General features: G+C 65.5%; 33 protein-coding genes and 1 pseudogene. All 34 read right to left on the reverse strand.

Going from position 1 to position 21,005, the window contains the following annotated elements; translation table 11 throughout:
• Nucleotides 1–81: 81 nt before the first annotated feature.
• Nucleotides 82–648: a 50S ribosomal protein L17 gene (gene rplQ, locus ABVF28_RS08550; protein ID WP_104312705.1), complete on the reverse strand. Its 567-nt coding sequence runs from the start codon at nucleotides 646–648 to the stop codon at nucleotides 82–84.
• 45 nt (nucleotides 649–693) lie between these two features.
• Nucleotides 694–1,689, reverse strand: a complete 996-nt coding sequence (locus ABVF28_RS08555; RefSeq protein WP_104254019.1) for a DNA-directed RNA polymerase subunit alpha — start codon at nucleotides 1,687–1,689, stop codon at nucleotides 694–696.
• A 149-nt stretch (nucleotides 1,690–1,838) separates the two neighbouring features.
• The gene (gene rpsK, locus ABVF28_RS08560) at nucleotides 1,839–2,237 is read right to left on the reverse strand and encodes a 30S ribosomal protein S11 (RefSeq protein WP_068479244.1); all 399 of its coding nucleotides are present in this window, start codon (nucleotides 2,235–2,237) and stop codon (nucleotides 1,839–1,841) included.
• Nucleotides 2,238–2,279: 42 nt separating this feature from the next.
• Nucleotides 2,280–2,654: a 30S ribosomal protein S13 gene (rpsM, locus tag ABVF28_RS08565; RefSeq protein ID WP_068479246.1), complete on the reverse strand. Its 375-nt coding sequence runs from the start codon at nucleotides 2,652–2,654 to the stop codon at nucleotides 2,280–2,282.
• 192 nt (nucleotides 2,655–2,846) lie between these two features.
• On the reverse strand, nucleotides 2,847–2,960 hold the full coding sequence (gene rpmJ, locus ABVF28_RS08570) for a 50S ribosomal protein L36 (protein WP_008361054.1): 114 nt from the start codon (nucleotides 2,958–2,960) through the stop codon (nucleotides 2,847–2,849).
• Nucleotides 2,961–3,029: 69 nt separating this feature from the next.
• On the reverse strand, nucleotides 3,030–3,251 hold the full coding sequence (gene infA / locus ABVF28_RS08575) for a translation initiation factor IF-1 (RefSeq protein ID WP_066056559.1): 222 nt from the start codon (nucleotides 3,249–3,251) through the stop codon (nucleotides 3,030–3,032).
• A 131-nt stretch (nucleotides 3,252–3,382) separates the two neighbouring features.
• A complete protein-coding gene (gene map / locus ABVF28_RS08580; RefSeq protein ID WP_211889968.1) occupies nucleotides 3,383–4,222 on the reverse strand; it encodes a type I methionyl aminopeptidase in 840 nt (279 codons plus the stop codon).
• A 45-nt stretch (nucleotides 4,223–4,267) separates the two neighbouring features.
• Entirely contained in the window at nucleotides 4,268–5,254 is a 987-nt protein-coding gene (locus tag ABVF28_RS08585) for a hypothetical protein (protein WP_371030199.1), read from the reverse strand.
• A gap of 19 nt (nucleotides 5,255–5,273) precedes the next feature.
• Nucleotides 5,274–5,648, reverse strand: coding sequence for a hypothetical protein (locus ABVF28_RS08590; protein WP_104312708.1), 375 nt, complete (start codon nucleotides 5,646–5,648; stop codon nucleotides 5,274–5,276).
• Entirely contained in the window at nucleotides 5,641–6,459 is an 819-nt protein-coding gene (locus tag ABVF28_RS08595; protein ID WP_371030200.1) for a hypothetical protein, read from the reverse strand. The genes ABVF28_RS08590 and ABVF28_RS08595 overlap by 8 nt, the downstream gene beginning before the upstream one ends.
• Nucleotides 6,460–6,577: 118 nt before the next feature.
• Entirely contained in the window at nucleotides 6,578–7,750 is a 1,173-nt protein-coding gene (locus tag ABVF28_RS08600) for a CaiB/BaiF CoA transferase family protein (RefSeq protein ID WP_371030201.1), read from the reverse strand.
• Nucleotides 7,751–7,759: 9 nt separating this feature from the next.
• Entirely contained in the window at nucleotides 7,760–8,932 is a 1,173-nt protein-coding gene (locus ABVF28_RS08605) for an acyl-CoA dehydrogenase family protein (RefSeq protein WP_371030202.1), read from the reverse strand.
• Nucleotides 8,933–9,147: 215 nt separating this feature from the next.
• On the reverse strand, nucleotides 9,148–9,771 hold the full coding sequence (locus tag ABVF28_RS08610; protein WP_179556246.1) for an adenylate kinase: 624 nt from the start codon (nucleotides 9,769–9,771) through the stop codon (nucleotides 9,148–9,150).
• Entirely contained in the window at nucleotides 9,768–11,126 is a 1,359-nt protein-coding gene (gene secY / locus ABVF28_RS08615) for a preprotein translocase subunit SecY (RefSeq protein WP_104254027.1), read from the reverse strand. Before secY ends, ABVF28_RS08610 begins: the two co-directional genes overlap by 4 nt.
• Before the next feature lie 72 nt (nucleotides 11,127–11,198).
• On the reverse strand, nucleotides 11,199–11,672 hold the full coding sequence (gene rplO, locus ABVF28_RS08620; protein ID WP_104312713.1) for a 50S ribosomal protein L15: 474 nt from the start codon (nucleotides 11,670–11,672) through the stop codon (nucleotides 11,199–11,201).
• On the reverse strand, nucleotides 11,669–11,857 hold the full coding sequence (gene rpmD / locus ABVF28_RS08625) for a 50S ribosomal protein L30 (RefSeq protein WP_104312714.1): 189 nt from the start codon (nucleotides 11,855–11,857) through the stop codon (nucleotides 11,669–11,671). Before rpmD ends, rplO begins: the two co-directional genes overlap by 4 nt.
• Nucleotides 11,857–12,546 (reverse strand): 30S ribosomal protein S5, encoded by a 690-nt coding sequence (gene rpsE, locus ABVF28_RS08630; protein WP_104286337.1) that lies wholly within the window; start codon nucleotides 12,544–12,546, stop codon nucleotides 11,857–11,859. Before rpsE ends, rpmD begins: the two co-directional genes overlap by 1 nt.
• A gap of 32 nt (nucleotides 12,547–12,578) precedes the next feature.
• Entirely contained in the window at nucleotides 12,579–12,950 is a 372-nt protein-coding gene (gene rplR / locus ABVF28_RS08635) for a 50S ribosomal protein L18 (protein ID WP_371030203.1), read from the reverse strand.
• 2 nt (nucleotides 12,951–12,952) lie between these two features.
• Complete coding sequence (gene rplF, locus ABVF28_RS08640) at nucleotides 12,953–13,489, reverse strand: 50S ribosomal protein L6 (RefSeq protein ID WP_104254028.1); 537 nt, start codon at nucleotides 13,487–13,489, stop codon at nucleotides 12,953–12,955.
• A 6-nt stretch (nucleotides 13,490–13,495) separates the two neighbouring features.
• Complete coding sequence (gene rpsH, locus ABVF28_RS08645) at nucleotides 13,496–13,894, reverse strand: 30S ribosomal protein S8 (protein ID WP_068479267.1); 399 nt, start codon at nucleotides 13,892–13,894, stop codon at nucleotides 13,496–13,498.
• A gap of 125 nt (nucleotides 13,895–14,019) precedes the next feature.
• Complete coding sequence (gene rplE, locus ABVF28_RS08650) at nucleotides 14,020–14,607, reverse strand: 50S ribosomal protein L5 (protein ID WP_104254029.1); 588 nt, start codon at nucleotides 14,605–14,607, stop codon at nucleotides 14,020–14,022.
• A gap of 125 nt (nucleotides 14,608–14,732) precedes the next feature.
• Nucleotides 14,733–15,077: pseudogene (gene rplX, locus ABVF28_RS08655) on the reverse strand (50S ribosomal protein L24); the annotation flags it as partial.
• A 3-nt stretch (nucleotides 15,078–15,080) separates the two neighbouring features.
• Nucleotides 15,081–15,449, reverse strand: a complete 369-nt coding sequence (gene rplN, locus ABVF28_RS08660) for a 50S ribosomal protein L14 (RefSeq protein ID WP_104254031.1) — start codon at nucleotides 15,447–15,449, stop codon at nucleotides 15,081–15,083.
• Between the two features lie 39 nt (nucleotides 15,450–15,488).
• A complete protein-coding gene (gene rpsQ / locus ABVF28_RS08665; protein WP_104254032.1) occupies nucleotides 15,489–15,785 on the reverse strand; it encodes a 30S ribosomal protein S17 in 297 nt (98 codons plus the stop codon).
• Complete coding sequence (rpmC, locus tag ABVF28_RS08670; RefSeq protein ID WP_104254033.1) at nucleotides 15,785–16,114, reverse strand: 50S ribosomal protein L29; 330 nt, start codon at nucleotides 16,112–16,114, stop codon at nucleotides 15,785–15,787. Before rpmC ends, rpsQ begins: the two co-directional genes overlap by 1 nt.
• A gap of 2 nt (nucleotides 16,115–16,116) precedes the next feature.
• Entirely contained in the window at nucleotides 16,117–16,533 is a 417-nt protein-coding gene (gene rplP / locus ABVF28_RS08675; protein WP_068479279.1) for a 50S ribosomal protein L16, read from the reverse strand.
• Nucleotides 16,534–16,535: 2 nt separating this feature from the next.
• Complete coding sequence (rpsC, locus tag ABVF28_RS08680) at nucleotides 16,536–17,294, reverse strand: 30S ribosomal protein S3 (protein ID WP_068479282.1); 759 nt, start codon at nucleotides 17,292–17,294, stop codon at nucleotides 16,536–16,538.
• Nucleotides 17,294–17,677 carry a 50S ribosomal protein L22 gene (gene rplV, locus ABVF28_RS08685; protein WP_104254034.1) on the reverse strand — a complete coding sequence of 128 codons (384 nt, stop codon included), beginning with the start codon at nucleotides 17,675–17,677 and terminating at the stop codon, nucleotides 17,294–17,296. The genes rpsC and rplV overlap by 1 nt, the downstream gene beginning before the upstream one ends.
• Nucleotides 17,678–17,701: 24 nt before the next feature.
• Nucleotides 17,702–17,983, reverse strand: coding sequence for a 30S ribosomal protein S19 (rpsS, locus tag ABVF28_RS08690; protein WP_068479286.1), 282 nt, complete (start codon nucleotides 17,981–17,983; stop codon nucleotides 17,702–17,704).
• Between the two features lie 11 nt (nucleotides 17,984–17,994).
• Entirely contained in the window at nucleotides 17,995–18,834 is an 840-nt protein-coding gene (gene rplB / locus ABVF28_RS08695; RefSeq protein ID WP_104312716.1) for a 50S ribosomal protein L2, read from the reverse strand.
• A gap of 25 nt (nucleotides 18,835–18,859) precedes the next feature.
• On the reverse strand, nucleotides 18,860–19,159 hold the full coding sequence (rplW, locus tag ABVF28_RS08700) for a 50S ribosomal protein L23 (protein WP_068479290.1): 300 nt from the start codon (nucleotides 19,157–19,159) through the stop codon (nucleotides 18,860–18,862).
• Nucleotides 19,156–19,803 carry a 50S ribosomal protein L4 gene (gene rplD / locus ABVF28_RS08705; protein ID WP_104254036.1) on the reverse strand — a complete coding sequence of 216 codons (648 nt, stop codon included), beginning with the start codon at nucleotides 19,801–19,803 and terminating at the stop codon, nucleotides 19,156–19,158. The genes rplW and rplD overlap by 4 nt, the downstream gene beginning before the upstream one ends.
• A 6-nt stretch (nucleotides 19,804–19,809) precedes the next feature.
• The gene (gene rplC / locus ABVF28_RS08710) at nucleotides 19,810–20,463 is read right to left on the reverse strand and encodes a 50S ribosomal protein L3 (RefSeq protein ID WP_104254037.1); all 654 of its coding nucleotides are present in this window, start codon (nucleotides 20,461–20,463) and stop codon (nucleotides 19,810–19,812) included.
• Between the two features lie 8 nt (nucleotides 20,464–20,471).
• The gene (rpsJ, locus tag ABVF28_RS08715; protein WP_068479296.1) at nucleotides 20,472–20,780 is read right to left on the reverse strand and encodes a 30S ribosomal protein S10; all 309 of its coding nucleotides are present in this window, start codon (nucleotides 20,778–20,780) and stop codon (nucleotides 20,472–20,474) included.
• Nucleotides 20,781–21,005: the final 225 nt, after the last annotated feature.

The following is a 21,005-nucleotide window of genomic DNA, read 5'->3' on the forward strand; positions in this document are numbered from 1 at the left end:
ACTCGATCATGATTCTCTGCGACACGACGAAGCCCCCGAGCATTCCGTGTGGATGCTCGAGGGCTTCGGTGTCAGGTCCGACTACTTGGCGTCGTCGGCCTTCTCGTCGGTGTCCGACTCGGCGGCGTCTGCTGCCGCGTCGTTGGCTTCCGTCGGCTGCGTGCCGCCGTCGGCCGTGGGCTCGGACGCCTCGGTGTCACCCGCGGCCGTGTCGACCTCGTCAGCTTCGACCTCGGGCTCAGCAGGTGCCGCGGCCGGCGCGGTCTTCACTGCGGAGGCCTTCGGGGTGACGGGCTCGAGGACGAGCTCGATGACTGCCATCGGGGCGTTGTCGCCCTTGCGGTAGCCGGTCTTGATGATGCGGGTGTATCCGCCGTCGCGACCTTCCATCTGCGGTGCGATCTCCGTGAAGAGCTCGTGCACGACGGTCTTGTCGGTGACGATCTGCAGCACGCGACGGCGTGCGTGGATGTCGCCGCGCTTCGCGAACGTGATCAGGCGCTCAGCGAGCGGGCGGAGGCGCTTGGCCTTCGTCTCGGTCGTCTGGATGCGCTTGTGCGTGTAGAGCTGCGCCGCGAGCGTAGCGAGCATGAGGCGCTCGTGTGCGGGGCCGCCTCCGAGGCGAGGACCCTTGTTGGGCTTAGGCATTCGTCATTCTCTTTCGTGTGAAGTCGGTCTGGCGGGCAGGTCTGTTTAGACGTACTCGCCGGTGTCGTCGCCGGCACCGTAGAAGTGAGCACCCTCGAACCCGGGAACCGAGTCCTTGAGCGAGAGGCCGAGCTCGGTGAGCTTGTCGCGCACCTCGTCGACCGACTTCTGACCGAAGTTGCGGATGTTCATGAGCTGGGTCTCGCTGAGCGCCACGAGCTCGGAAACCGTGTTGATGCCCTCGCGCTTGAGGCAGTTGTACGAGCGCACGGAGAGGTCGAGGTCTTCGATCGGCATCGACAGCTCGTTGGTGAGGACCGCGTCGACCGGCGCTGGGCCGATCTCGATGCCCTCTGCCTGCTCGTTCAGCTCGCGGGCGAGGCTGAAGAGCTCGACGAGCGTGCGACCAGCCGAGGCGATGGCGTCGCGCGGCGAGATGGCCGGCTTCGTCTCGACGTCGACGACGAGGTTGTCGAAGTCAGTGCGCTCACCGGCACGCGTCGCGTCGACACGGTAGGTGACCTTGAGGACGGGCGAGTAGATCGAGTCGATCGGGACCTGTCCGGCCTCGGAGAACTCGTTGCGGTTCTGCGTCGCCGACACGTAGCCGCGGCCGCGCTCGATCGTGAGCTCGAGCTCGAACTTCGCGTCGTCGTTCAGCGTTGCGATGACGAGGTCCGGGTTGTGCACCTCGACACCGGCCGGTGCGGAGATGTCAGCAGCCGTGACCTCGCCAGCCCCCGTCTTGCGGAGGTAGGCCGTGATCGGCTCATCGTGCTCGCTGGAGACGACCAGCTGCTTGATGTTGAGGATGATCTCGGTGACGTCTTCCTTCACACCAGGGATGGTCGTGAACTTGTGGAGGACACCGTCGAGACGGATGCTCGTGACTGCAGCCCCCGGGATGGAGGACAGCAGGGTGCGACGCAGTGAGTTGCCGAGGGTGTAGCCGAAGCCGGGCTCGAGCGGTCCGATCGTGAACTTCGAGCGGTTCTCGGAGAGGCTTTCCTCGGTGAGCGTTGGACGCTGTGCGATAAGCACTATGGGTTCCTTTCGGCAAAGTGTCCGCTATATGACACTTGGCGATTCAGCCGACGCACGTCGTCGACCGGGTGTGGAGTTCGAGCGGGGACGCCGAACATCCGCCACAAGGCCCTCCCTTGCGGGAGAGCCTCGCAGCGGACGAGAGGCTAGACGCGGCGACGCTTCGGGGGGCGGCAGCCGTTGTGTGCCTGGGGGGTGACGTCGTTGATCGAGCCGACCTCGAGGCCAGCGGCCTGAAGCGAGCGGATCGCGGTCTCGCGGCCTGAGCCCGGTCCCTTGACGAAGACGTCGACCTTCTTCATGCCGTGCTCCTGCGCCTGGCGAGCTGCTGCCTCAGCGGCGAGCTGCGCGGCGAACGGGGTCGACTTGCGCGAGCCCTTGAAGCCGACTCCACCGGAGGAAGCCCAGCTGATGACAGCGCCGGACGGGTCGGTGATCGACACGATCGTGTTGTTGAAGGTCGACTTGATGTGAGCCTGGCCCACTGCGACGTTCTTCTTGTCCTTCTTGCGCGGCTTACGAGCGGCGCTCTTTGGGGTAGCCAATGTTCTCTCCTACGAAATCTGCGGGCGCTGTCGCGGCGGCGACTAGCGTGCCTTCTTCTTGCCGGCGACCGTGCGCTTCGGGCCCTTGCGGGTACGCGCGTTGGTCTTCGTGCGCTGGCCGCGCACGGGGAGACCGCGGCGGTGGCGGAGGCCCTCGTAGCTGCCGATTTCGACCTTGCGGCGGATGTCAGCTGCGACCTCGCGTCGGAGGTCACCTTCTACCTTGAAGTTGCCTTCGATGTAGTCACGGAGCTGGACGAGCTGCTCGTCGTCGAGGTTCTTGACGCGGATGTTGCCGTCGATGCCGGTGTCCTCGAGCGCCTTGAGTGCGCTCGTGCGGCCGACGCCGTAGATGTAGGTGAGTGCGATCTCGACGCGCTTTTCGCGCGGGAGGTCGACGCCTGCGAGACGTGCCATGGGATTTCTCCTGTGGGTTGAGGTGTGATGCACCGGATGGGCCCCGGCCTCGGTCCGAAGGTGTCCCCGTCGGGCTTGACGCCCTCCGGTTCTTACTGGTGCTGTTTCGTATTCAGTTGTGACGTCGAGTGCAGGTGCACTCAGGGGCATCCCTCACGCCGGCCCTGCACGTGAGAGAGGAGCCCCGAGCGATTAGCCCTGGCGCTGCTTGTGGCGCGGGTTCTCGCAGATGACCATGACGCGACCGTGACGGCGGATAACCTTGCACTTGTCGCAGATCTTCTTGACGCTGGGGTTGACCTTCATTGAAGTTCCTTCTGTGATCGCTGGCCTCGTGCTGGGCATACGCATGCCCAGCCGTTCCTTACAGCGTGCCTACTTGTAGCGGTAGACGATGCGGCCGCGGGTCAAGTCGTACGGGCTCAACTCCACGATCACGCGGTCCTCAGGAAGGATGCGGATGTAGTGCTGACGCATCTTGCCCGAGATGTGAGCAAGAACCTTGTGTCCGTTCGAGAGCTCTACGCGGAACATTGCGTTTGGCAATGCCTCGACAACCGAACCCTCGATCTCGATGACGCCGTCTTTCTTGGCCATAGCCTCACTGTCGTTTGCTATTGAATGCACGCTGGTCGTGCGGATGGACGGTGACGACGCGCGCGAAATCGCAACGCAAAAGACACCAAGCGTCAACTCTAGGTGGTCTTCCCGCGGAGTGCAAGTGCGGTCTATACTCCGGCGCCGGCCGGCGGCGTGGGGACGACGCCGAACGCGGCGAGGCCCGCCGCGCCCCCGTCGTGTGCCGTCGAGACCCAGATGCCGTCGGCGTGCACGAGGATCGTGTGCTCCCAGTGGGCGCCGAGCGTTCCGTCTGCTGAGCGGACGGTCCACTCGTCAGCGTCGATGACAACATCCGGCCCGCCGAGCGTGAGCATGGGCTCGATGCAGATGGCGAGACCGGGCTTCACGACTGGCCCGCGGCCGAACACTCGGATGTTGTGCACGGTCGGCTCCTCGTGCATGCTTCGCCCGATGCCATGGCCCGCGAAGTCCTCGAGGATCCCGAAGTCGCCGGACTGCTCGATGGACTCCTCGACCGCGGCGCCGACCTCGGCGAGGTGCTTCGCCGTCGCGAGCCTCGCGATACCTGCCCACAGCGAGCGCTCGCAGGCCTCGCTGAGACGCGTCCCATCTGCCACCGCGGCCGCGTCTGCGCCATCGCCTGGGACGACGAAGGTGCGGGCCGAGTCACCGTTCCAGCCTTCGAACATGGCGCCGGCATCGATCGAGACAAGCTGACCTGACCTGAGCGGCTCAGCGTTCGGAATGCCGTGCACCACTGCATCGTCGACGGAGGCGCAGATCGTGTGGCGGTACCCGGGGACGAGCGCGAAGTTCGGCACCGCGCCGTTATCGCGCACGACACGCTCCGCGATGGCGTCGAGCTCCAGGGTGGTCACTCCCGGCCGGATCGCCTCGGTGACGGCGTCGAGGGCGAGGGCCGTGATCCGTCCGGCTGGGACCATCGCTGCGAGCTCGGCGGGGGTCTTGTAGATGCTCTTGCGCATCAGGAGAGTCTACGACCCCGGTGAAGGCGGCGACCGCGTCCACACTCAGCCGGTGGCGACGCAGTCGCCGTCGATCCACAGGTACAGCCACCCATCGTTCGTCTCCAGGGTTGCGAGGGCCAGGGCGTCGCTGCTGAGACCGTCTCCCGTCACCGAGGTGCTGTCCGCGATGAACTCGGTGTCCCTGGAGACAACCAGCCCGTGCTGCGTCCAGAGTTCCTCGACCGCGGTCATGTCGATGTCGGCGGTCGGGCTCCTGAAGCTCGCCGAGACCCATGCCTGGACCCCGGGATGCTCCTCATCGCCGCATGCGACCTCATTGACGCCCACGTACTGCGCGTAGTCGGGGTTGTCCTCGAGGGGTTCAGGCACGAGCGCTCTGGTCTCATCTGCAAGGGCTGTGACAGCCGCCTTCACCTCGTCGGCACTCAACGACGAGAACGTCGGGACTACGGGAGCAGCGGGCGACGGCTCGACGTACGTGTCGTCGTAGCCGTACCCGAACTCCGCCTCGTCGTAGCTTCCCTCGTAGCTGGTGGAGAGGCTGGAGGACGCGGTCACAACACCGTTCACCACGACCGTGGCGGCGATCAGGAGCATGGCGAGCGTCGATAGAGCCGAGATCGCCAGGGGCCCATAGAGAGGGCCAGCCTGCTCGGCCTTCCCCTCGCGGCGCATCCGGCCCACCAGCAGCCAGACCACCACGGCGACTAGCGCGGGGATCAGAGCGAGGAGCACGATCAGGAGCGCCTGCAGAATCGCTCCCCACACGTAGCTCCCTGCCGTGGCCATCCCGTCGAGGAAGTACGTGGGCGAGAGAATCGCCATGCCGACGGAGGAGAACGGGCTCAGCGCTATCACAGCCGCGAAGACGGGAACCTGCACGACGGCGACGGCGAGCCCGTACAGGCCGATGAACAGCGCGCGGTCTGGCGTACTGGGGGCACGGCCAACGGCGCCCTGCTGTCGTTGCGGCTCCGGTCGCGCCGGGTCCACGCCAACCTCGGCCGCGCGCTCGTCTGAGCTCTCCATCGTGTTGTCCTCCTGCACGTCATGCACCAGCAGCCCGGCTTGCCGCGACGGCACACCAGATGATTGTGAAGGCAGCGTTCGCCGCTGCCAGCAGACCGGCGGCCACGACGGCGGCGAGTGCCCCGCGCGTCCGGATCCTCGCGAGCCGGACCGAGCCGCCGACGGCCACGGCGAAGATGAGGGCAGGGAAGGCGGCGAGCAGCCCCCCGCGGATCCAGAGCCACGCGGCCGGCAGGTCGCCGGTCGCGGCCGCGAACGGGAACGTGATCGCGACGAGCGGCGCGAGCGAGCTGATCGCGGCGCAGACCAGGACGACGGTGGCCAGCGGCCACGGTTGCGGCTTCTCTGCGAGCGAGGAAGCAGGGGCGCTCGGTGGCGCGGGCAGTTCAGTCATCGGCCACGCCGCATTTCCCCGAGATGGTGAGGGACAGCCACGGTTCGCCCGGCAGGGTCTCATCCGGCCCCACCAGTGATACGAACGACACGGAGGGATGGTAGGTTCCGCTGGCCACCAGCGTGTCCACGGTCGCCTCTACGAAGAAGCCTTCGCCGCGCACGAGCGCTTCGACGGCCGCCCAGCTCGCGGCGTCGTCAGCTGTCCTGAAGCTGAAGACGTTCTCGTACCTGACCCCCGGATGCGCGTAGTCCCCGCAGTCCTGCGGGTTGGGCTGCGCGCGCAGCGGGAACTGCGAGTCCTCGGTGACCGGCTCGGCAAGCACATCGACGAGCGCATCGACAAGAGAGCTGTAGTCCGCTTCCAGCTCGTTCTGGGTCAGGACCGTCGTGGTCTCTTCGCCGGCGATCCCCCACTGCTCCCAGCTGGCTACCGCGCGCTCGTTGTCGACCCGCTGAGCCGCTGCGGCCATCTCACCGGCGTGGCGTGCGGGGGCAACAACGAGGGTGGAGCTCCCCGCGACCGCGACGAGGCACAGAGCGGTTGTGATCCACGTTCGGCGTCGCGCGTCCCTCACGCGTCGCCGGCGGAGCGGGAGGGCGACGATGCACGCCGCCGTCACCAGCGCAAAGGCGAAGAGGACGCCGGACACCGCTCCGTCGGAAACGAGCGCATCACGCACCGCCGTGAGCGGGGACGCCTCTGACAGCGCGACCGCGGTCAGCACGCCAACGACGGCCGCGACGCCAGCTGCGGCAAGGATCGCCGCGTCCTCAGCGCTGCCCCGCTGCGGTGCAGAACCGTTTGTCATGCATGCACCCCGACCTCTTGGCGCCCCTGATGTGGCGCACCAGAACGACGCTAGTGGGCGGCCCGGGCTTCTCCGGTCACCAGACGACAACGCTTCGGCAACGCTGCGCGTCCGCACGTCACGGTTCAGTAACGCGCTCCTGGTGCCAGACGGCCCTCTCCCCCGCCGTTGGGAGATCGGGCGGCGGCCCGGCGGAGCGCGCGGGTGTCGACGAGAGGTGGATGGGGTTCGCCACCGACCGCACACGCTCTCCTTCCTCGTCCGTCAGCTCGAGGACCGCCTCGAGCCCGAGCGACTCCGCGAAGGCGAACGCCTCCGCGACGTCGTTCACCAGACCGGCTGGAACCCGAGCGTCGCTCAGACGCCCCACCCAGTCGCGGGCATCATCTTCGCCAAGTCGGGCGCCCAGCAGCGCTCTGAGCTCCGACCGGTGGTGCACGCGGAGCTGATTCGAGGAGAAGCGGGCATCGGTGGCCAGCTCCGAGCAGCCCAAGGTCTCGACGAGGGACGCGAACTGACGATCGTTGCCGACGGCGATCACGAGTGGCCGGTCCCGAGCATCGAACAGCTCGTACGGAGCGATGCTCGGGTGCGCGTTGCCGAGCCGCGCAGGAGCCTCTCCCGTCGCCAGCGTGCTGGACGCCTGATTTGCGAGCGCCGACAGGAGGCTCGTCATGAGATCGACCTCGACCCGCTGCCCGGCGCCGGTCCTGTCCCGCTCACGAAGAGCGAGAAGTATCCCGGTCACCGCGTTCAAGCCTGTCAGCACGTCGACGAGCGCGACGCCGGCCTTGCTCGGCTCGCCGCCCACGGGCCCGGTGATGCTCATGAGGCCGCCGACGGCCTGCACCAGCAGGTCGTACCCCGGCAGCACCGCACCGCCGGCGGCGCCGAATCCCGTGACCGAGCAGTACACGGTGGACGGGTTCTCACCGCGCACCGTCTCGTAGTCCAGCCCGAAGCGCGCCATGACCCCCGGTCTGAAGTTCTCCACCACAACATCAGCCTCGACGGCGAGGCGTCTCGCCGTCGCCACGTCAGCCCCGTCGGTCAGGTCGAGCAACAGCGACCGCTTGCCCCTGTTCACGCCCCCGAAGTACGTCGACTGCCCACGCGCGTCGACCGGCGGCGTCCACGCGCGCGTCTCGTCACCGCCGGGCGGCTCGATCTTGATGACGTCCGCGCCGAAGTCGGCCAGCATCATCGTCGCGTATGGGCCCGCGAGCACCCGCGAGAAGTCCGCGACCCGCACCCCGCTCAGCACGCCGTCGTGTTCGCGATCCGGAAGCATCGGCCGTGCCTACCTGAAGGCCGGGATGCCGGTCAGCTTGCTGCCGAGGACGAGGGTGTGGATCTCGTCTGTCCCCTCGTAGGTGCGCACCGACTCGAGGTTGTTCGCATGACGCAGCGGCGAGTAGTCGAGGGTGATGCCGTTGCCGCCCAGGATGGTCCTCGCCTCACGTGCGATGGCGATCGCCTCGCGCGTGTTGTTGAGCTTGCCAGCGGAGATATGGTGCGGTTGGATGCGGCCGGCGTCCTTGAGGCGTCCGAGCTGGAGCGCGAGCAGGAAGCCCTTGTTGATCTCGAGCGCCATATCGACGAGCTTCTGCTGCGTCAGCTGGAAGCCGGACAGCGGACGATTGAACGGCTGCCGCTCCCCCGCGTACGCGAGCGCCGCCTCGAAGCTGTCCCTGGCCGCTCCCATGACGCCCCACGCGATGCCGTAGCGCGCTTCGTTGAGGCACTCGAAGGGCCCGCGCAGCCCGCGTGCCCCGGGGAGCATCGCATCGGCAGGGACCCTGACCGAGTCCAAGACGATGTCGCACTGCACGGAGGCGCGCATCGAGAGCTTCGGGCCGATCGGCGTCGCCGAGAACCCAGCGGATGCCGTCGGCATGAGGAAGCCGCGGACGCCGTCGTCGGTCTGCGCCCAGATGACCGCGAGCTGAGCGAGCGACGCCAGGCCGATCCAGCGCTTGGCCCCGCTGATCACCCAGTCGTCGCCGTCCCGCCGGGCGAATGTACGCATGGTCCCCGGGTCAGATCCAGCCTCCGGCTCGGTCAGGCCGAAGCATCCGATGACCTCGCCCGCCGCCATGCGCGGAAGCCACTCGTTCTTCTGATCCTCGCTGCCGTGCTTCCAGATCGCGCTCATCGCGAGGGAGCCCTGCACGGAGACGAACGTGCGGATCCCCGAGTCGCCGGCTTCCAGCTCGGCGGCAGCGATGCCGTACTCGACGGCGCTGCGTCCGGCGCACCCGTACCCGCCCAGGTGCATGCCGAGCAGTCCCTCGCTCGCAAGCACCGGCACGAGGTCGATCGGGAACACAGCATCCTCGTACCAGGAGGCGATTCGCGGCCGCACGTGCTCGTCCACGAGGAGCCGCACCCGTCGACGCGAGGCCAACTCCTCCTCGCTCAACAGCACGTCGAAATCGACGAGGTCATGTGGCTCAGCTGAGGGCGAGGGCATACGCGTCTCCATTCCTGGACAACCTTGTCTACAGGGCTCATGCAGCGCCTCCCGACTGAGAGGGCCGACAGGGCAACGCTAGCCGAGAAGCTTCGCGCAGAACCAGGGACGAAAGGCCCGAGACGACGCCCGCCGTGTGCGATCGGCCCTCAACCACGAAGGACCCGCCCGGAGTCTCCTCCCGGCGGGTCCTTGGTTGTGGTGCTGTGTCGGGCTTACTTGCCGCTCAACCGATGCAGCGGGTGACGCAGGCCACGTTGCTCGAGGGCGGCGAAGATCCGGTTGCGAACTTCCTCGACGGTGCCGAAGCCATTGACGCTCACGAGCACACCGCGCGCTGCGTAGGTCTCGAGAAGCGGCGCAGTCTCCTGCAAGTAAACGTTCTGACGGTGGCGGATGGCCTCTTCCGTGTCGTCCGCGCGACCCTGCTCGAGTGAACGACGGCGGAGACGCTCGACGACGCTGTCCACCTCGACCTTGAGCTCGATGACCGCGTCGATGGCGGTGCCCTGCTCCGCGAGCAGCTGCGTCAGGAAGGCGACCTGCTCCAGGGTGCGGGGGTAGCCGTCGAGCAGGAAGCCGGCCGCGGCGTCTGCCTCGGTCAGGCGGTCGCGCACGAGCTCGTTCGTGAGGGAGTCGGGAACGAGGTTGCCGCTCTCGATGATCTCGCGAACCTGGAGGCCGAGGTTCGTGCCGTTCTTGATGTTGGCACGGAAGATGTCGCCCGTGGAGATGGCGGGGATGCCGAAGGCCTCAGCGATGCCGACGGCCTGGGTTCCCTTGCCAGCCCCTGGAGGTCCGACGATGAGCAGGCGGAAGGTCTGGTCGTCATGTGTCATCGGAGAAGCCCCTCGTAGTTGCGTTGTTGGAGTTGAGCGTCGATCTGCTTCACCGTCTCGAGTCCGACACCGACCACGATGAGGATCGAGGCGCCGCCGAACGGGAAGTTGGCGTTCGCGTTGACGGTGGAGAGCGCGATGAGCGGGATGAGCGCGAGAACGCCCAGGTACAGCGAGCCGGGGAACGTGATGCGCGTCAGCACGAAGTTGAGGTACTCGGCAGTCGGTCGACCGGCGCGGATGCCGGGCACGAAGCCGCCGTGCTTGCGCATGTTCTCTGCGACTTCCTCAGGGTTGAAGGCGATCGCGACGTAGAAGTACGTGAAGCCGATGATGAGGAGGAAGTACACCGCCATGTAGAGCGGGTGGTCTCCGGTCGTGAAGTTGTTCATGACCCAGGTGACCCACTCGGGCGGGGTCTCCCCCGCTGCCGGCTGGTTGAACTGCGCGACGAGCGCGGGCAGGTACAGCAGCGACGAGGCGAAGATGACCGGGATCACGCCGGCCTGGTTCACCTTGATGGGGATGTATGTGCTGTTGCCGCCGTAGGTGCGGCGCCCGACCATGCGCTTCGCGTACTGGACCGGGATGCGCCGCTGGGACTGCTCGACGAACACGACGGCCATCATGATCAGCAGACCGATCGCGATGACGATGACGAGCGTCGTCATGCCACCGGTTCCGGCCGCGATGGCGCCGAACGCCGAGGGGAACGAGGCGGCGATCGAGGTGAAGATCAGGAGCGACATGCCGTTGCCGACGCCGCGCTCCGTGATGAGCTCCGCCATCCACATGATGACGGCAGTGCCTGCCGTCATGGCAGCGACCATGAGCACGATGCGGACCATGTTGATCACGGCGTTCTCGGGCGTCGCCGCCGACTCATTGAGCATGTTGAGGACGTTCTCGCAGGCTGCGTTGCCCGTGCCGAAGAGCGTCCCGGACTTCGCGACTGTGGCGAGCGTCGTCGCCTGCAGGATCGCGAGGGCGATCGTCAGGTATCGCGTGTACTGCGTGAGCTTCGACTGGCCCGCCTGACCCTCCTTATGGAGTGCCTCGAAGTGGGGGATGACCACACGCAGCAGCTGCGTGATGATCGATGCCGTGATGTACGGCATGATGCCCAGCGCGAAGATCGACAACTGGAGCAGTGCACCACCGGAGAACAGGTTGACCATGTCATAGAGACCGGCCATCTGCGTCCCAGTGTCGAGACACTGCTGCACGTTGACGTAGTTCACAAAGGGGCCAGGAACCGTGGTGCCGATCCGGTAGATGGCGACCATAGCGAGCGTGAAGAGGATCTTGCGACGAAGATCCGGAGTCTTGAACACTCGTGCGACGGCACTGAACACTACGTTCCTGCTTTCATTTCTCGTGAAAGAGACAAGCGGGGGTCGGCAACCGCCGACCCCCGCTTGGAGTTACTACTTGACGGAACCGCCGGCAGCAACGATCTTCTGCTCTGCTGAGCTGGAGACCTTGTCGACCGCGACGTTCAGCTTAACCGCAATCTCGCCATTGCCGAGCACCTTGACGGGCTCGTTCTTGCGAACTGCGCCCTTTGCCACGAGGCCGGCGATGGTGACGTCGCCGCCTTCGGGGAAGAGCTCAGCCAGCTTGGAGAGGTTGACGACCTGGTACTCGACGCGGAACGGGTTCTTGAACCCGCGCAGCTTCGGCGTACGCATGTGCAGTGGCATCTGGCCACCTTCGAAGCCGATGCGCACGGTTGTACGTGCCTTCGACCCCTTGGTGCCGCGACCAGCGGTCTTGCCCTTGGAGCCCTCACCGCGACCGACGCGCGTCTTGGACTTCTTGGCGCCGGGAGCGGGACGGAGGTGGTGGACCTTGAGCTGCGGCTCGGAGGTCACGTCCTTCTCGTTCTCGTTCTTGCTCATTCGGAAATCTCCTCAACTGAGACCAGGTGAGCGACAGTCTTGACGTAGCCGCGGTTCACCGAGTTGTCCGGCCTCACGACGGTGTCGCCGATGCGCTTGAGGCCGAGCGAGCGCAGGGTGTCGCGCTGGTTCTGCTTCTCGCTGATCTTGGACTTGATCTGGGTCACCTTGAGACTCGCGGCCATCAGGCACCAACCTTCTGTGCTTCGGCTGCTGCCTTGGCCGCGTTGGCCTCGGCACGCAGGATGCGCTGCGGGACGACCTGGTCGACAGGCAGGCCACGGCGAGCTGCCACTGCGCGCGGCTCCTCGAGCTGCTTGAGGGCCGCGACGGTCGCGTGCACGATGTTGATCGTGTTCGACGAGCCGAGCGACTTCGACAGGACGTCATGGATGCCCGCGCACTCGAGTACGGCGCGGACGGGGCCACCGGCGATAACACCGGTACCTGCAGCGGCGGGACGGAGCAGGACGACGCCTGCTGCTGCCTCGCCCTGCACGGGGTGCGGGATCGTCTTCAGGACGCGGGGGACGCGGAAGAAGTTCTTCTTCGCCTCTTCGACGCCCTTGGAGATGGCCAGCGGGACCTCACGGGCCTTGCCGTAGCCGACGCCCACGAGACCGTTGCCGTCTCCGACGACGACGAGCGCGGTGAACGCGAAGCGACGACCGCCCTTGACGACCTTGGAGACGCGGTTGATGGTGACGACGCGCTCCAGGAACTGGCTCTTGTCATCGCGGGAGTTGCGGTCACGACCGCCACCCTGGCCGCGCTCGCCGCGACCGCCGCCGCGACGGTTGTTGTCGCGTCCGCTGCCGCCTTCGCGCTGTGCCGACTCACTCGACGCGGCCGTCTCAACGGGCGTGTCGGTCATGTTGTCGGGCGTGTTGGTGTCGATTTTCTCGGTCACAGGTTCAGCCCTGCCTCTCGTGCTCCATCAGCGATGGCCGCGACGCGACCGGCGTACTTGTTGCCGCCGCGGTCGAAGACCACGCTCTCGATGCCGGCGTCCTTGGCGCGTGCGCCGACGAGCTCGCCGACACGCTTCGCCTTTGCGGACTTGTCGCCCTCGAACTCACGCAGCTCAGCTTCCATGGTGGATGCGGATGCGAGCGTGATGCCCTTGGTGTCGTCGACAACCTGGACGAAGACGTGACGCGCGGAGCGCGTGACGACGAGACGGGGACGCTGCGCGTCGCCGGAGACCTTCTTGCGAAGGCGGACGTGGCGGCGACGGGTCGCTGCCTGCTTGCTCTTTCCTCGAGTTCCGAGTCCCATGGTTACTTACCTGACTTTCCGGCCTTGCGGCGGATCTGCTCGCCCTCGTAACGCACGCCCTTGCCCTTGTAGGGCTCGGGGAGGCGGAGCTTGCGGATGTTCGCTGCGACCTCGCCGACAGCCTGCTTGTCGATTCCGACGACCGTGAGCTTGTTGTTGCCCTCGACCTGGAACGTGATGCCCGCCGGGGGCTCGACGTTGATCGGGTGCGAGTAGCCGAGTGCGAACTCGACGCCCGTGCCCTTGGAAACGATGCGGTAACCGGTTCCAACGACCTCGAGCTTCTTGGTGTAGCCCTCGGTGACGCCGATGATGTTGTTGTTGATGAGCGTGCGGGTCAGGCCGTGCAGTGCACGTGACTCACGCTCGTCGTTCGGACGCGTGACGAGAACCTGACCGTCTTCGAGCTTGACCTCGATGGGGTTCGCGACGACGAGCGCGAGCTCGCCCTTCGGGCCCTTGACGGTGACGTTCTGCGCGTCGATCTTGATGTCAACGCCAGCTGGGACGCTGATCGGGAGACGACCAATTCGTGACATGACGGATTACCACACGTAGGCGAGGACTTCTCCGCCTACGCCCTTCTGCTCGGCCTGACGGTCCGTGAGGAGACCGGAGGAGGTGGACAGGATGGCAATGCCGAGGCCGCCGAGGACGCTTGGCAGCTCGGTCGAGCGCGCGTAGACGCGAAGACCTGGCTTGGAGACGCGCTTGATGCCGACGATCGACCTCTCGCGGTTCGGACCGAACTTGAGCGAGAGAGTGAGGGTCTGGCCCACTCGTGCATCTTCGACTGTCCAGTCGGTGATGTAACCCTCGCGCTTGAGGATGTCGGCAATGTGGGACTTGAGCTTCGAGCTCGGCATCGACACGGAGTCGTGGTGCGCCGAGTTCGCGTTGCGCAGTCGCGTCAGCATATCTGCGACGGGATCTGTCATCGTCATGATGAGTGCCTTTCGCCTGGTTTCGCGGGGCCGTACACGGCCCCGCGACCTGTGGTGGACGGGCGGTTGCGGTTGCAACAGCCCGATGGGGTCACGGCTGCTGCCGTGACCCTCGGGTGTTCAGACTAGTTCTGCTGGAGACCGGCCTGGAACGGGAAGCCGAGCTTGCCCAGGAGGGCGCGTCCTTCTTCGTCGTTCTTCGCCGTCGTGACGACGGTGATGTCCATACCGCGTGTGCGGTCGATCTTGTCTGGATCGATCTCATGGAACATTACCTGCTCCGTGAGGCCGAAGGTGTAGTTTCCGTTGCCGTCGAACTGGCGGTCGCTGAGACCACGGAAGTCGCGGATACGGGGAAGGGCAAGCGAGAGCAGGCGGTCGAGGAACTCCCACATGCGGTCACCGCGCAGCGTGACGTGCGCGCCGATCGGCTGACCTTCGCGCAGCTTGAACTGCGCGATGGACTTCGTGGCCTTCGTGACCTTGGGCTTCTGGCCCGTGATCGCCGTGAGGTCCGTGATGGCACCCTCGATGATCTTGCCGTCGCGAGCTGCCTCGCCAACACCCATGTTCACGACGATCTTCACGAGACCCGGAACCTGGTGGACGTTGCTCACGCCGAGGTCTGCCTGCAGCTGAGCCTTGAGCTCTTCGCGGTACTTCAGCTTGAGACGGGGCTGGATTTTGCCAGCCTCCGTGGCGATGTCAGTCATATCTACTCGTCGTCCTTCTTCTTCGGTGCGGCGGCCTTGGCCTTCGTCGCAGGCTTCTTCTCGGCCTTCTCAGCCTTGTCAGCCTTGGCGGCCTTCTCTGCCTTGGCAGGCTTGGCTGCGCGACGCGAGGGCTTGAAGACGCGCGTGCGCACCGTCTTGGTGACGCCGTCCTTCGTGACCTCTTCGACCTTCACACCGGTGCGAGCCGGCTGCTTGGTCTCGGGGTCGACGAGTGCGACGTTCGAGATGTGGATGGGGGCCTCGACGGTCTCGATGCCACCCGTCTTCGTGCCACGCTGCGTCTGTCCGACGCGAACGTGCTTGGTCACGAAGTTGATGCCCTGGACGAGAATGCGGTTCTCATCGCGGAGCACCTCGAGCACTTCGCCCTGCTTGCCGCGGTCTCCACCGCGAGCCTGGCTCGTGCCTGAGATGACCTGGACCAGGTCTCCCTTGCGGATCGTTGCCATGGGTTAAATCACCTCCGGCGCGAGCGACACGATCTTCATGAACTTCTTGTCGCGGAGCTCGCGACCGACCGGTCCGAAGATTCGAGTGCCACGCGGCTCGTTGTCACCCTTGAGGATGACCGCTGCGTTCTCGTCGAACTTGATGTACGAACCGTCGGGACGACGGGTCGACTTGATCGTGCGAACGATGACGGCCTTGACGACCTCACCCTTCTTGAGGTTGCCGCCGGGGATCGCGTCCTTGACGGTCGCGACGATGACGTCACCGATTCCCGCGTAGCGGCGGCCGGAGCCACCGAGTACGCGGATCGTGAGGAGTTCCTTGGCGCCGGTGTTGTCGGCGACGCGGACTCGGGATTCTTGCTGAAGCATCTGTCAAATTCCTTCGCTGAGCGGTCGAAGAGGCGAGGCCTACTTCGCCTTCTCCAGGATCTCGACCAGGCGCCAGCGCTTGGTAGCGCTGAGGGGACGGGTCTCTGCAATCAGGACGAGGTCGCCGATGCCGGCCTGGTTGTCGGCGTCGTGCGCCTTGACCTTGCTCGAGCGGCGGAGCACCTTGCCGTAGAGGGGGTGCTTGACGCGCTCTTCGACCGAGACGGTGATGGTCTTGTCCATCTTGTCGCTCGTGACGTAGCCGCGCCGGGTCTTCCGGTAGTTGCGCTCGTGCGCCTCTTCCGTTGCCTCGGGCTGTGTCGTGCTTTCAGCCATTACTTGGTCTCCTCGTTCTCAGCCTCGGGCGCAGCCTCAGGGGCTTCGGCCTTCTTCGAAGCCTTCGTGGCCTTCGACTTCTTGGCCGGCTTCTCGACCGGGGCCGGGGTTGCGCGGATCCCGAGCTCACGCTCGCGGATCACCGTGTAGATGCGCGCGATGTCGCGCTTGACCTGACGGATGCGTCCACGCTCTTCGACCTGGTTGGTCACGGCCTGGAAGCGCAGGTTGAACAGCTCTTCCTTCGCCTTCTTGAGCTCTTCGACGAGACGTCCGTCTTCGAAGTTGTCGAGCTCGGTGGTGGCGAGCTCCTTGGTACCAATCGCCATGATTACTCGCCTTCCTCGCGCGAAATGATGCGTGCCTTGAGCGGCAGCTTGTGGATGGCGCGTGTGAGGGCCTCGCGAGCGAGCTCCTCGCTGACGCCGGCGACCTCGAAGAGGACGCGGCCGGGCTTGACGTTCGCGACCCAGGAGTCGACTGCACCCTTACCGGAACCCATGCGGGTCTCGGCGGGGCGGGCGGTCATCGGGCGGTCCGGGTAGATGTTGATCCAGACCTTGCCGCCACGCTTGATGTGGCGGGTCATCGCGATACGAGCTGCCTCGATCTGACGGTTCGTGACGTAGGACGGCGTGAGCGCCTGGATGCCGAACTCGCCGAACGAGACGGTGTTGCCACCCTTCGACATGCCGCTGCGGTCCGGGCGGTGCTGCTTACGGTGCTTGACTCGACGTGGAATCAACATGGTTACGCCTCAACTCCTGCGGCGACCTGCTTCTCGTTGTCGCGGCGCGGGCCACGGCGGGAGCGGTCGTTACGGTCCCCACGGGACGACTTCTGGTTGGCCTGTTCGCGGGCGAGTTCCTTGTTGGTCATGTCGCCCTTGTAGATCCACACCTTGACACCGATGCGACCGTACGTGGTCTTGGCCTCGTAGAAGCCGTAGTCGATGTTGGCGCGGAGCGTGTGCAGCGGAACGCGTCCCTCGCGGTAGAACTCCGAGCGGCTCATCTCAGCGCCGCCGAGGCGGCCCGAGACCTGGATGCGGATGCCCTTGGCACCTGCACGCTGAGCGCCCTGGAGGCCCTTGCGCATTGCACGGCGGAAGGCGACGCGAGCAGAGAGCTGCTCGGCGATGCCCTGCGCGACGAGCTGAGCGTCAGCCTCGGGGTTCTTGACCTCGAGGATGTTCAGCTGGATCTGCTTGCCCGTGAGCTTCTCGAGGTCGGCGCGGATGCGCTCGGCCTCGGCTCCGCGTCGTCCGATGACGATGCCGGGGCGAGCCGTGTAGATGTCGACGCGAACGCGGTCACGTGTGCGCTCGATCTCGATGCGCGAGACGCCTGCACGGTCGAGCGACTTCTGGAGGTACTCGCGGATGCGAATGTCCTCCTTGACGTAGTCGCTGTAGCGCTGACCCGGCTTGGTCGAGTCTGCGTACCAGCGGCTGACGTGGTCGGTCGTGATTCCGAGACGGAAGCCGTACGGATTGATCTTCTGGCCCATTACTTGCTGCTCCCCTTCTCGGCCTCGGCGAGCTCCGGCGTCGCCAGCACAACCGTGATGTGGCTTGTGCGCTTGTTGATGCGGAATGCTCGTCCCTGTGCACGCGGACGGAAGCGCTTGAGGGTTGCACCCTCGTCTACGAACGCCTTGGCGATGTAGAGGTCGCGCTCGTCAAGGAACTCGCTGTCCTTGTCCGCCTTGACTCGTGCGTTGGCGATTGCTGATGCAACGACCTTGTAGACCGGCTCAGAGGCACCCTGAGGTGCGAACTTCAGGATTGCGAGCGCTTCGAGCGCCTGCTTGCCGCGGATCAAGTTGACGACGCGACGAGCCTTCTGAGGGGTGACGCGGATGTGCCGCACGCGTGCGGTTGACTCCACCATATTTTCCTCCTTCACGTCGCCGCGTTAGCGGCGACGACCCTTCTTGTCGTCCTTCTCGTGTCCACGGAAGGTGCGGGTCGGTGCAAACTCGCCGAGCTTGTGGCCGACCATGGTTTCGGTGACAAACACGGGGATGTGCTTGCGACCGTCGTGCACGGCGATGGTGTGTCCGAGCATGTCCGGCACGATCATCGATCGGCGCGACCAGGTCTTGATGACGTTCTTCGAGCCAGCTTCGTTCTGCTTGACCACCTTCTGGAAGAGGTGTTCGTCGACGAAGGGGCCCTTCTTGAGACTGCGAGGCATCTTCTGATCTCCTACTTACGCTTCTTGCCGGCAGGGCGACGGCGGACGATGAGCTTGTCGCTCTCCTTGTTGGGGCGACGGGTGCGGCCTTCTGGCTTACCCCAGGGGCTCACCGGGTGACGTCCACCGGAGGTGCGACCTTCACCACCACCGTGCGGGTGGTCGACCGGGTTCATGACGACACCACGGACCGTGGGACGAACGCCGAGCCAGCGCTTGCGGCCGGCCTTGCCCAGGTTGATGTTCGACTGCTCGGCGTTGCCGACCTCGCCGATCGTCGCGCGGCAGCGCACGTCGACGTTGCGGACTTCGCCGCTCGGCAGACGCAGCTGGGCGTAGGGGCCGTCCTTCGCGACGAGGCGGACGGATGCTCCGGCCGAGCGCGCCATCTTCGCGCCGCCGCCTGGGCGGAGCTCGATGGCGTGGATGACCGTACCGGTCGGGATGTTCTTCAGCGGGAGGTTGTTGCCCGGCTTGATGTCGGCGCCAGCGCCCGACTCGACGATGTCGCCCTGCTTGAGCTTGTTCGGAGCCAGGATGTAGCGCTTGGTTCCGTCGAAGAAGTGCAGCAGCGCGATGCGAGCGGTGCGGTTGGGGTCGTACTCGATGTGAGCGACCTTGGCGTTCACGCCGTCCTTGTCATTGCGACGGAAGTCGATGACGCGGTACTGGCGCTTGTGGCCACCACCGATGTGACGAGTCGTGATGCGTCCCTGGTTGTTGCGGCCACCCGACTTGGTCAGGGGGCGGAGCAGCGACTTCTCGGGAGTCGAGCGCGTGATCTCGGTGAACTCGGACACCGAGGCTCCACGACGGCCAGGCGTCGTGGGCTTGTAATTGCGAATAGCCATGTGAATTCGTCCTCTGTGCTCTCGATTAACCGGCGTTCGAGAAGATGTCGATGGTGCCGGACTTGAGCGAGACGATGGCGCGCTTGGTGTCCTTGCGCTTGCCGAGCCCGAAGCGGGTGCGGCGCGTCTTGCCCGTGCGGTTCAAGGTGTTGACCTTGTCGACCTTGACGTCGAAGATCTGCTCGATGGCGAGCTTGATCTCGGTCTTGTTCGAACGAGGGTCGACCTCGAAGGTGTACTTGCCCTGGTCGATCAGGCTGTAGCTCTTCTCGGAGATCACCGGCGCGAAGATGATGTCGCGCGGGTCCTTGTTGTTTGCGCTCATGCGCCCTGCTCCTTGCTGGTCTTGCTCTCGACGAACGCGTCGTAGGCAGCCTTCGTGAAGAGGATGTCGTCCGAGACGAGCACGTCGTAGGCGTTGAGCTGGTCAACGAACAGGACGTGGAGTGCCGGGAGGTTGCGCACGCTCAGGAGGCTGAGCTCATCGCTGCGGTCGAGGACGACGAGGATGTTGCGTCCTGCCGCGACCTTCGCGATTGCTGCTGCTGCGACCTTGGTCGAAGCCTTCTCACCCGTGACGAGGGAGTCGACGATGTGCAGGTGGCCACCGCGTGCGCGGTCGCTCAGTGCCCCGATGAGGGCTGCTGCGATCATCTTCTTGGGGGTGCGCTGCGAGTAGTCGCGCGGCGTCGGCCCGTGGACGATGCCACCGCCCTTGTGCTGCGGCATGCGGACCGAACCCTGACGGGCGCGGCCGGTGCCCTTCTGCTTGAACGGCTTGCGGCCTGAGCCGGAGACCTCTCCACGGTTCTTCGTCTTGTGCGTGCCCTGACGAGCAGCTGCACGCTGTGCGACGACAACCTGGTGGATCAGCGGGACGTTGGTCTGCGCGTCGAAGATGGCGGCAGGCAGTTCGACCGTGCCGGACTTCTTGCCGGCTGCGTCGGTGACGTCAATCTTGGTTGCCATAGGAAACTAGGCCCCCTTCACTGCGTTGCGAACGAAAACGAGACGACCCTTGGGGCCGGGGACAGCACCCTTGACGAGGAGGATGCCCTTCTCGGCGTCGGCTGCGTGAACCGTGAGGTTCTGGACGGTGACGCGGTCGCCACCCATCCGGCCAGCCATGCGCGTGCCCTTGAAGACACGGCTGGGGGTCGCGGAGGCACCGATGGAGCCGGGGCGACGGTGGTTCTTGTGGGCACCGTGAGATGCGCCGACACCGGAGAAGTTGTGACGCTTCATGACACCGGCGAAGCCCTTGCCCTTGCTGGTGCCGACGACGTCGATCTTGGTGCCGGGCTCGAACGTGTCTGCGCCGAGCTCCTGACCGATCGTGTACGTCGCTGCGTCAGCGGTGCGGAGTTCGGTGATGTGACGGCGCGGCGTGACGCCCGCTGCTGCGAACTTGCCGGCGGCCGGCTTGTTCACCTTGCGCGGGTCGATGGCGCCTGCGGCGATCTGGACGGCTTCGTAGCCGTTCTTTTCGACGGTCATGATCTCGGTGACGACGTTGGTGCTCACCTGGATGACCGTGACGGGGACGAGACGGTTGTCAGCGTCCCAGACCTGGGTCATGCCGAGCTTCGTGCCCAGCAGTCCCTTGAACGTCTTGGTAGCGGTAGACATGTGTTTCCCTAGAGCTTGATCTCGATGTTGACGTCGGCCGGAAGGTCGAGACGCATGAGCGAGTCGACGGCCTTCGGCGTCGGGTCGACGATGTCGATCAGACGCTTGTGGGTGCGCATCTCGAAGTGCTCGCGGCTGTCCTTGTACTTGTGAGGGCTACGGATCACGGCGATCACGTTCTTCTCGGTAGGCAGGGGCACCGGACCGATGACGGAGGCGCCAGCACGGGTTACGGTGTCGACGATCTTGCGCGCCGAGCTGTCGATGACCTCGTGGTCATACGACTTCAGTCGAATGCGGATCTTCTGTCCCGCCATGGTTGACTCTCTCTCTCAATGACGTGCCGCCATTGCGGCTTCGCATGCAACCCCGTGGCGTCTTCACGCCGGGATTCGCACCACTGTTTTTCTGTCAAGTTCACCTGCTCGGAGCACAGGAGTGTACTCAAGCTGATGGACGGCCTTCCGGACTCGACCTCGGTGAGGTGTTGTCCTTTGGCCGGAGCTTTGCTCTGCTGCCGGTGGCCTAAGCTGCACACCAGG

This window comes from Pseudoclavibacter sp. JSM 162008, assembly GCF_041366455.1.
Lineage (GTDB): Bacteria > Actinomycetota > Actinomycetes > Actinomycetales > Microbacteriaceae > Pseudoclavibacter.

What these genes read in the sequence shown, in the direction of transcription:
- rplQ (WP_104312705.1), bottom strand. Translation starts at nt 648, where the DNA reads ATGCCTAAGCCCAACAAGGGTCCTCGCCTCGGAGGCGGCCCCGCACAC.
- rpsM (WP_068479246.1), bottom strand. Translation starts at nt 2,654, where the DNA reads ATGGCACGTCTCGCAGGCGTCGACCTCCCGCGCGAAAAGCGCGTCGAG.
- rpmJ (WP_008361054.1), bottom strand. Translation starts at nt 2,960, where the DNA reads ATGAAGGTCAACCCCAGCGTCAAGAAGATCTGCGACAAGTGCAAGGTT.
- infA (WP_066056559.1), bottom strand. Translation starts at nt 3,251, where the DNA reads ATGGCCAAGAAAGACGGCGTCATCGAGATCGAGGGTTCGGTTGTCGAG.
- map (WP_211889968.1), bottom strand. Translation starts at nt 4,222, where the DNA reads ATGCGCAAGAGCATCTACAAGACCCCCGCCGAGCTCGCAGCGATGGTC.
- ABVF28_RS08585 (WP_371030199.1), bottom strand. Translation starts at nt 5,254, where the DNA reads ATGGAGAGCTCAGACGAGCGCGCGGCCGAGGTTGGCGTGGACCCGGCG.
- ABVF28_RS08590 (WP_104312708.1), bottom strand. Translation starts at nt 5,648, where the DNA reads ATGACTGAACTGCCCGCGCCACCGAGCGCCCCTGCTTCCTCGCTCGCA.
- ABVF28_RS08595 (WP_371030200.1), bottom strand. Translation starts at nt 6,459, where the DNA reads ATGACAAACGGTTCTGCACCGCAGCGGGGCAGCGCTGAGGACGCGGCG.
- ABVF28_RS08600 (WP_371030201.1), bottom strand. Translation starts at nt 7,750, where the DNA reads ATGCTTCCGGATCGCGAACACGACGGCGTGCTGAGCGGGGTGCGGGTC.
- ABVF28_RS08605 (WP_371030202.1), bottom strand. Translation starts at nt 8,932, where the DNA reads ATGCCCTCGCCCTCAGCTGAGCCACATGACCTCGTCGATTTCGACGTG.
- ABVF28_RS08610 (WP_179556246.1), bottom strand. Translation starts at nt 9,771, where the DNA reads ATGACACATGACGACCAGACCTTCCGCCTGCTCATCGTCGGACCTCCA.
- rplO (WP_104312713.1), bottom strand. Translation starts at nt 11,672, where the DNA reads ATGAGCAAGAACGAGAACGAGAAGGACGTGACCTCCGAGCCGCAGCTC.
- rpmD (WP_104312714.1), bottom strand. Translation starts at nt 11,857, where the DNA reads ATGGCCGCGAGTCTCAAGGTGACCCAGATCAAGTCCAAGATCAGCGAG.
- rpsE (WP_104286337.1), bottom strand. Translation starts at nt 12,546, where the DNA reads ATGACCGACACGCCCGTTGAGACGGCCGCGTCGAGTGAGTCGGCACAG.
- rplR (WP_371030203.1), bottom strand. Translation starts at nt 12,950, where the DNA reads ATGGGACTCGGAACTCGAGGAAAGAGCAAGCAGGCAGCGACCCGTCGC.
- rplF (WP_104254028.1), bottom strand. Translation starts at nt 13,489, where the DNA reads ATGTCACGAATTGGTCGTCTCCCGATCAGCGTCCCAGCTGGCGTTGAC.
- rpsH (WP_068479267.1), bottom strand. Translation starts at nt 13,894, where the DNA reads ATGACGATGACAGATCCCGTCGCAGATATGCTGACGCGACTGCGCAAC.
- rplE (WP_104254029.1), bottom strand. Translation starts at nt 14,607, where the DNA reads ATGACTGACATCGCCACGGAGGCTGGCAAAATCCAGCCCCGTCTCAAG.
- rplN (WP_104254031.1), bottom strand. Translation starts at nt 15,449, where the DNA reads ATGCTTCAGCAAGAATCCCGAGTCCGCGTCGCCGACAACACCGGCGCC.
- rpsQ (WP_104254032.1), bottom strand. Translation starts at nt 15,785, where the DNA reads ATGGCTGAAAGCACGACACAGCCCGAGGCAACGGAAGAGGCGCACGAG.
- rpmC (WP_104254033.1), bottom strand. Translation starts at nt 16,114, where the DNA reads ATGGCGATTGGTACCAAGGAGCTCGCCACCACCGAGCTCGACAACTTC.
- rplP (WP_068479279.1), bottom strand. Translation starts at nt 16,533, where the DNA reads ATGTTGATTCCACGTCGAGTCAAGCACCGTAAGCAGCACCGCCCGGAC.
- rpsC (WP_068479282.1), bottom strand. Translation starts at nt 17,294, where the DNA reads ATGGGCCAGAAGATCAATCCGTACGGCTTCCGTCTCGGAATCACGACC.
- rplV (WP_104254034.1), bottom strand. Translation starts at nt 17,677, where the DNA reads ATGGTGGAGTCAACCGCACGCGTGCGGCACATCCGCGTCACCCCTCAG.
- rpsS (WP_068479286.1), bottom strand. Translation starts at nt 17,983, where the DNA reads ATGCCTCGCAGTCTCAAGAAGGGCCCCTTCGTCGACGAACACCTCTTC.
- rplB (WP_104312716.1), bottom strand. Translation starts at nt 18,834, where the DNA reads ATGGCTATTCGCAATTACAAGCCCACGACGCCTGGCCGTCGTGGAGCC.
- rplW (WP_068479290.1), bottom strand. Translation starts at nt 19,159, where the DNA reads ATGAGCGCAAACAACAAGGACCCGCGCGACATCATCTTCGCGCCGGTG.
- rplD (WP_104254036.1), bottom strand. Translation starts at nt 19,803, where the DNA reads ATGGCAACCAAGATTGACGTCACCGACGCAGCCGGCAAGAAGTCCGGC.
- rplC (WP_104254037.1), bottom strand. Translation starts at nt 20,463, where the DNA reads ATGTCTACCGCTACCAAGACGTTCAAGGGACTGCTGGGCACGAAGCTC.
- rpsJ (WP_068479296.1), bottom strand. Translation starts at nt 20,780, where the DNA reads ATGGCGGGACAGAAGATCCGCATTCGACTGAAGTCGTATGACCACGAG.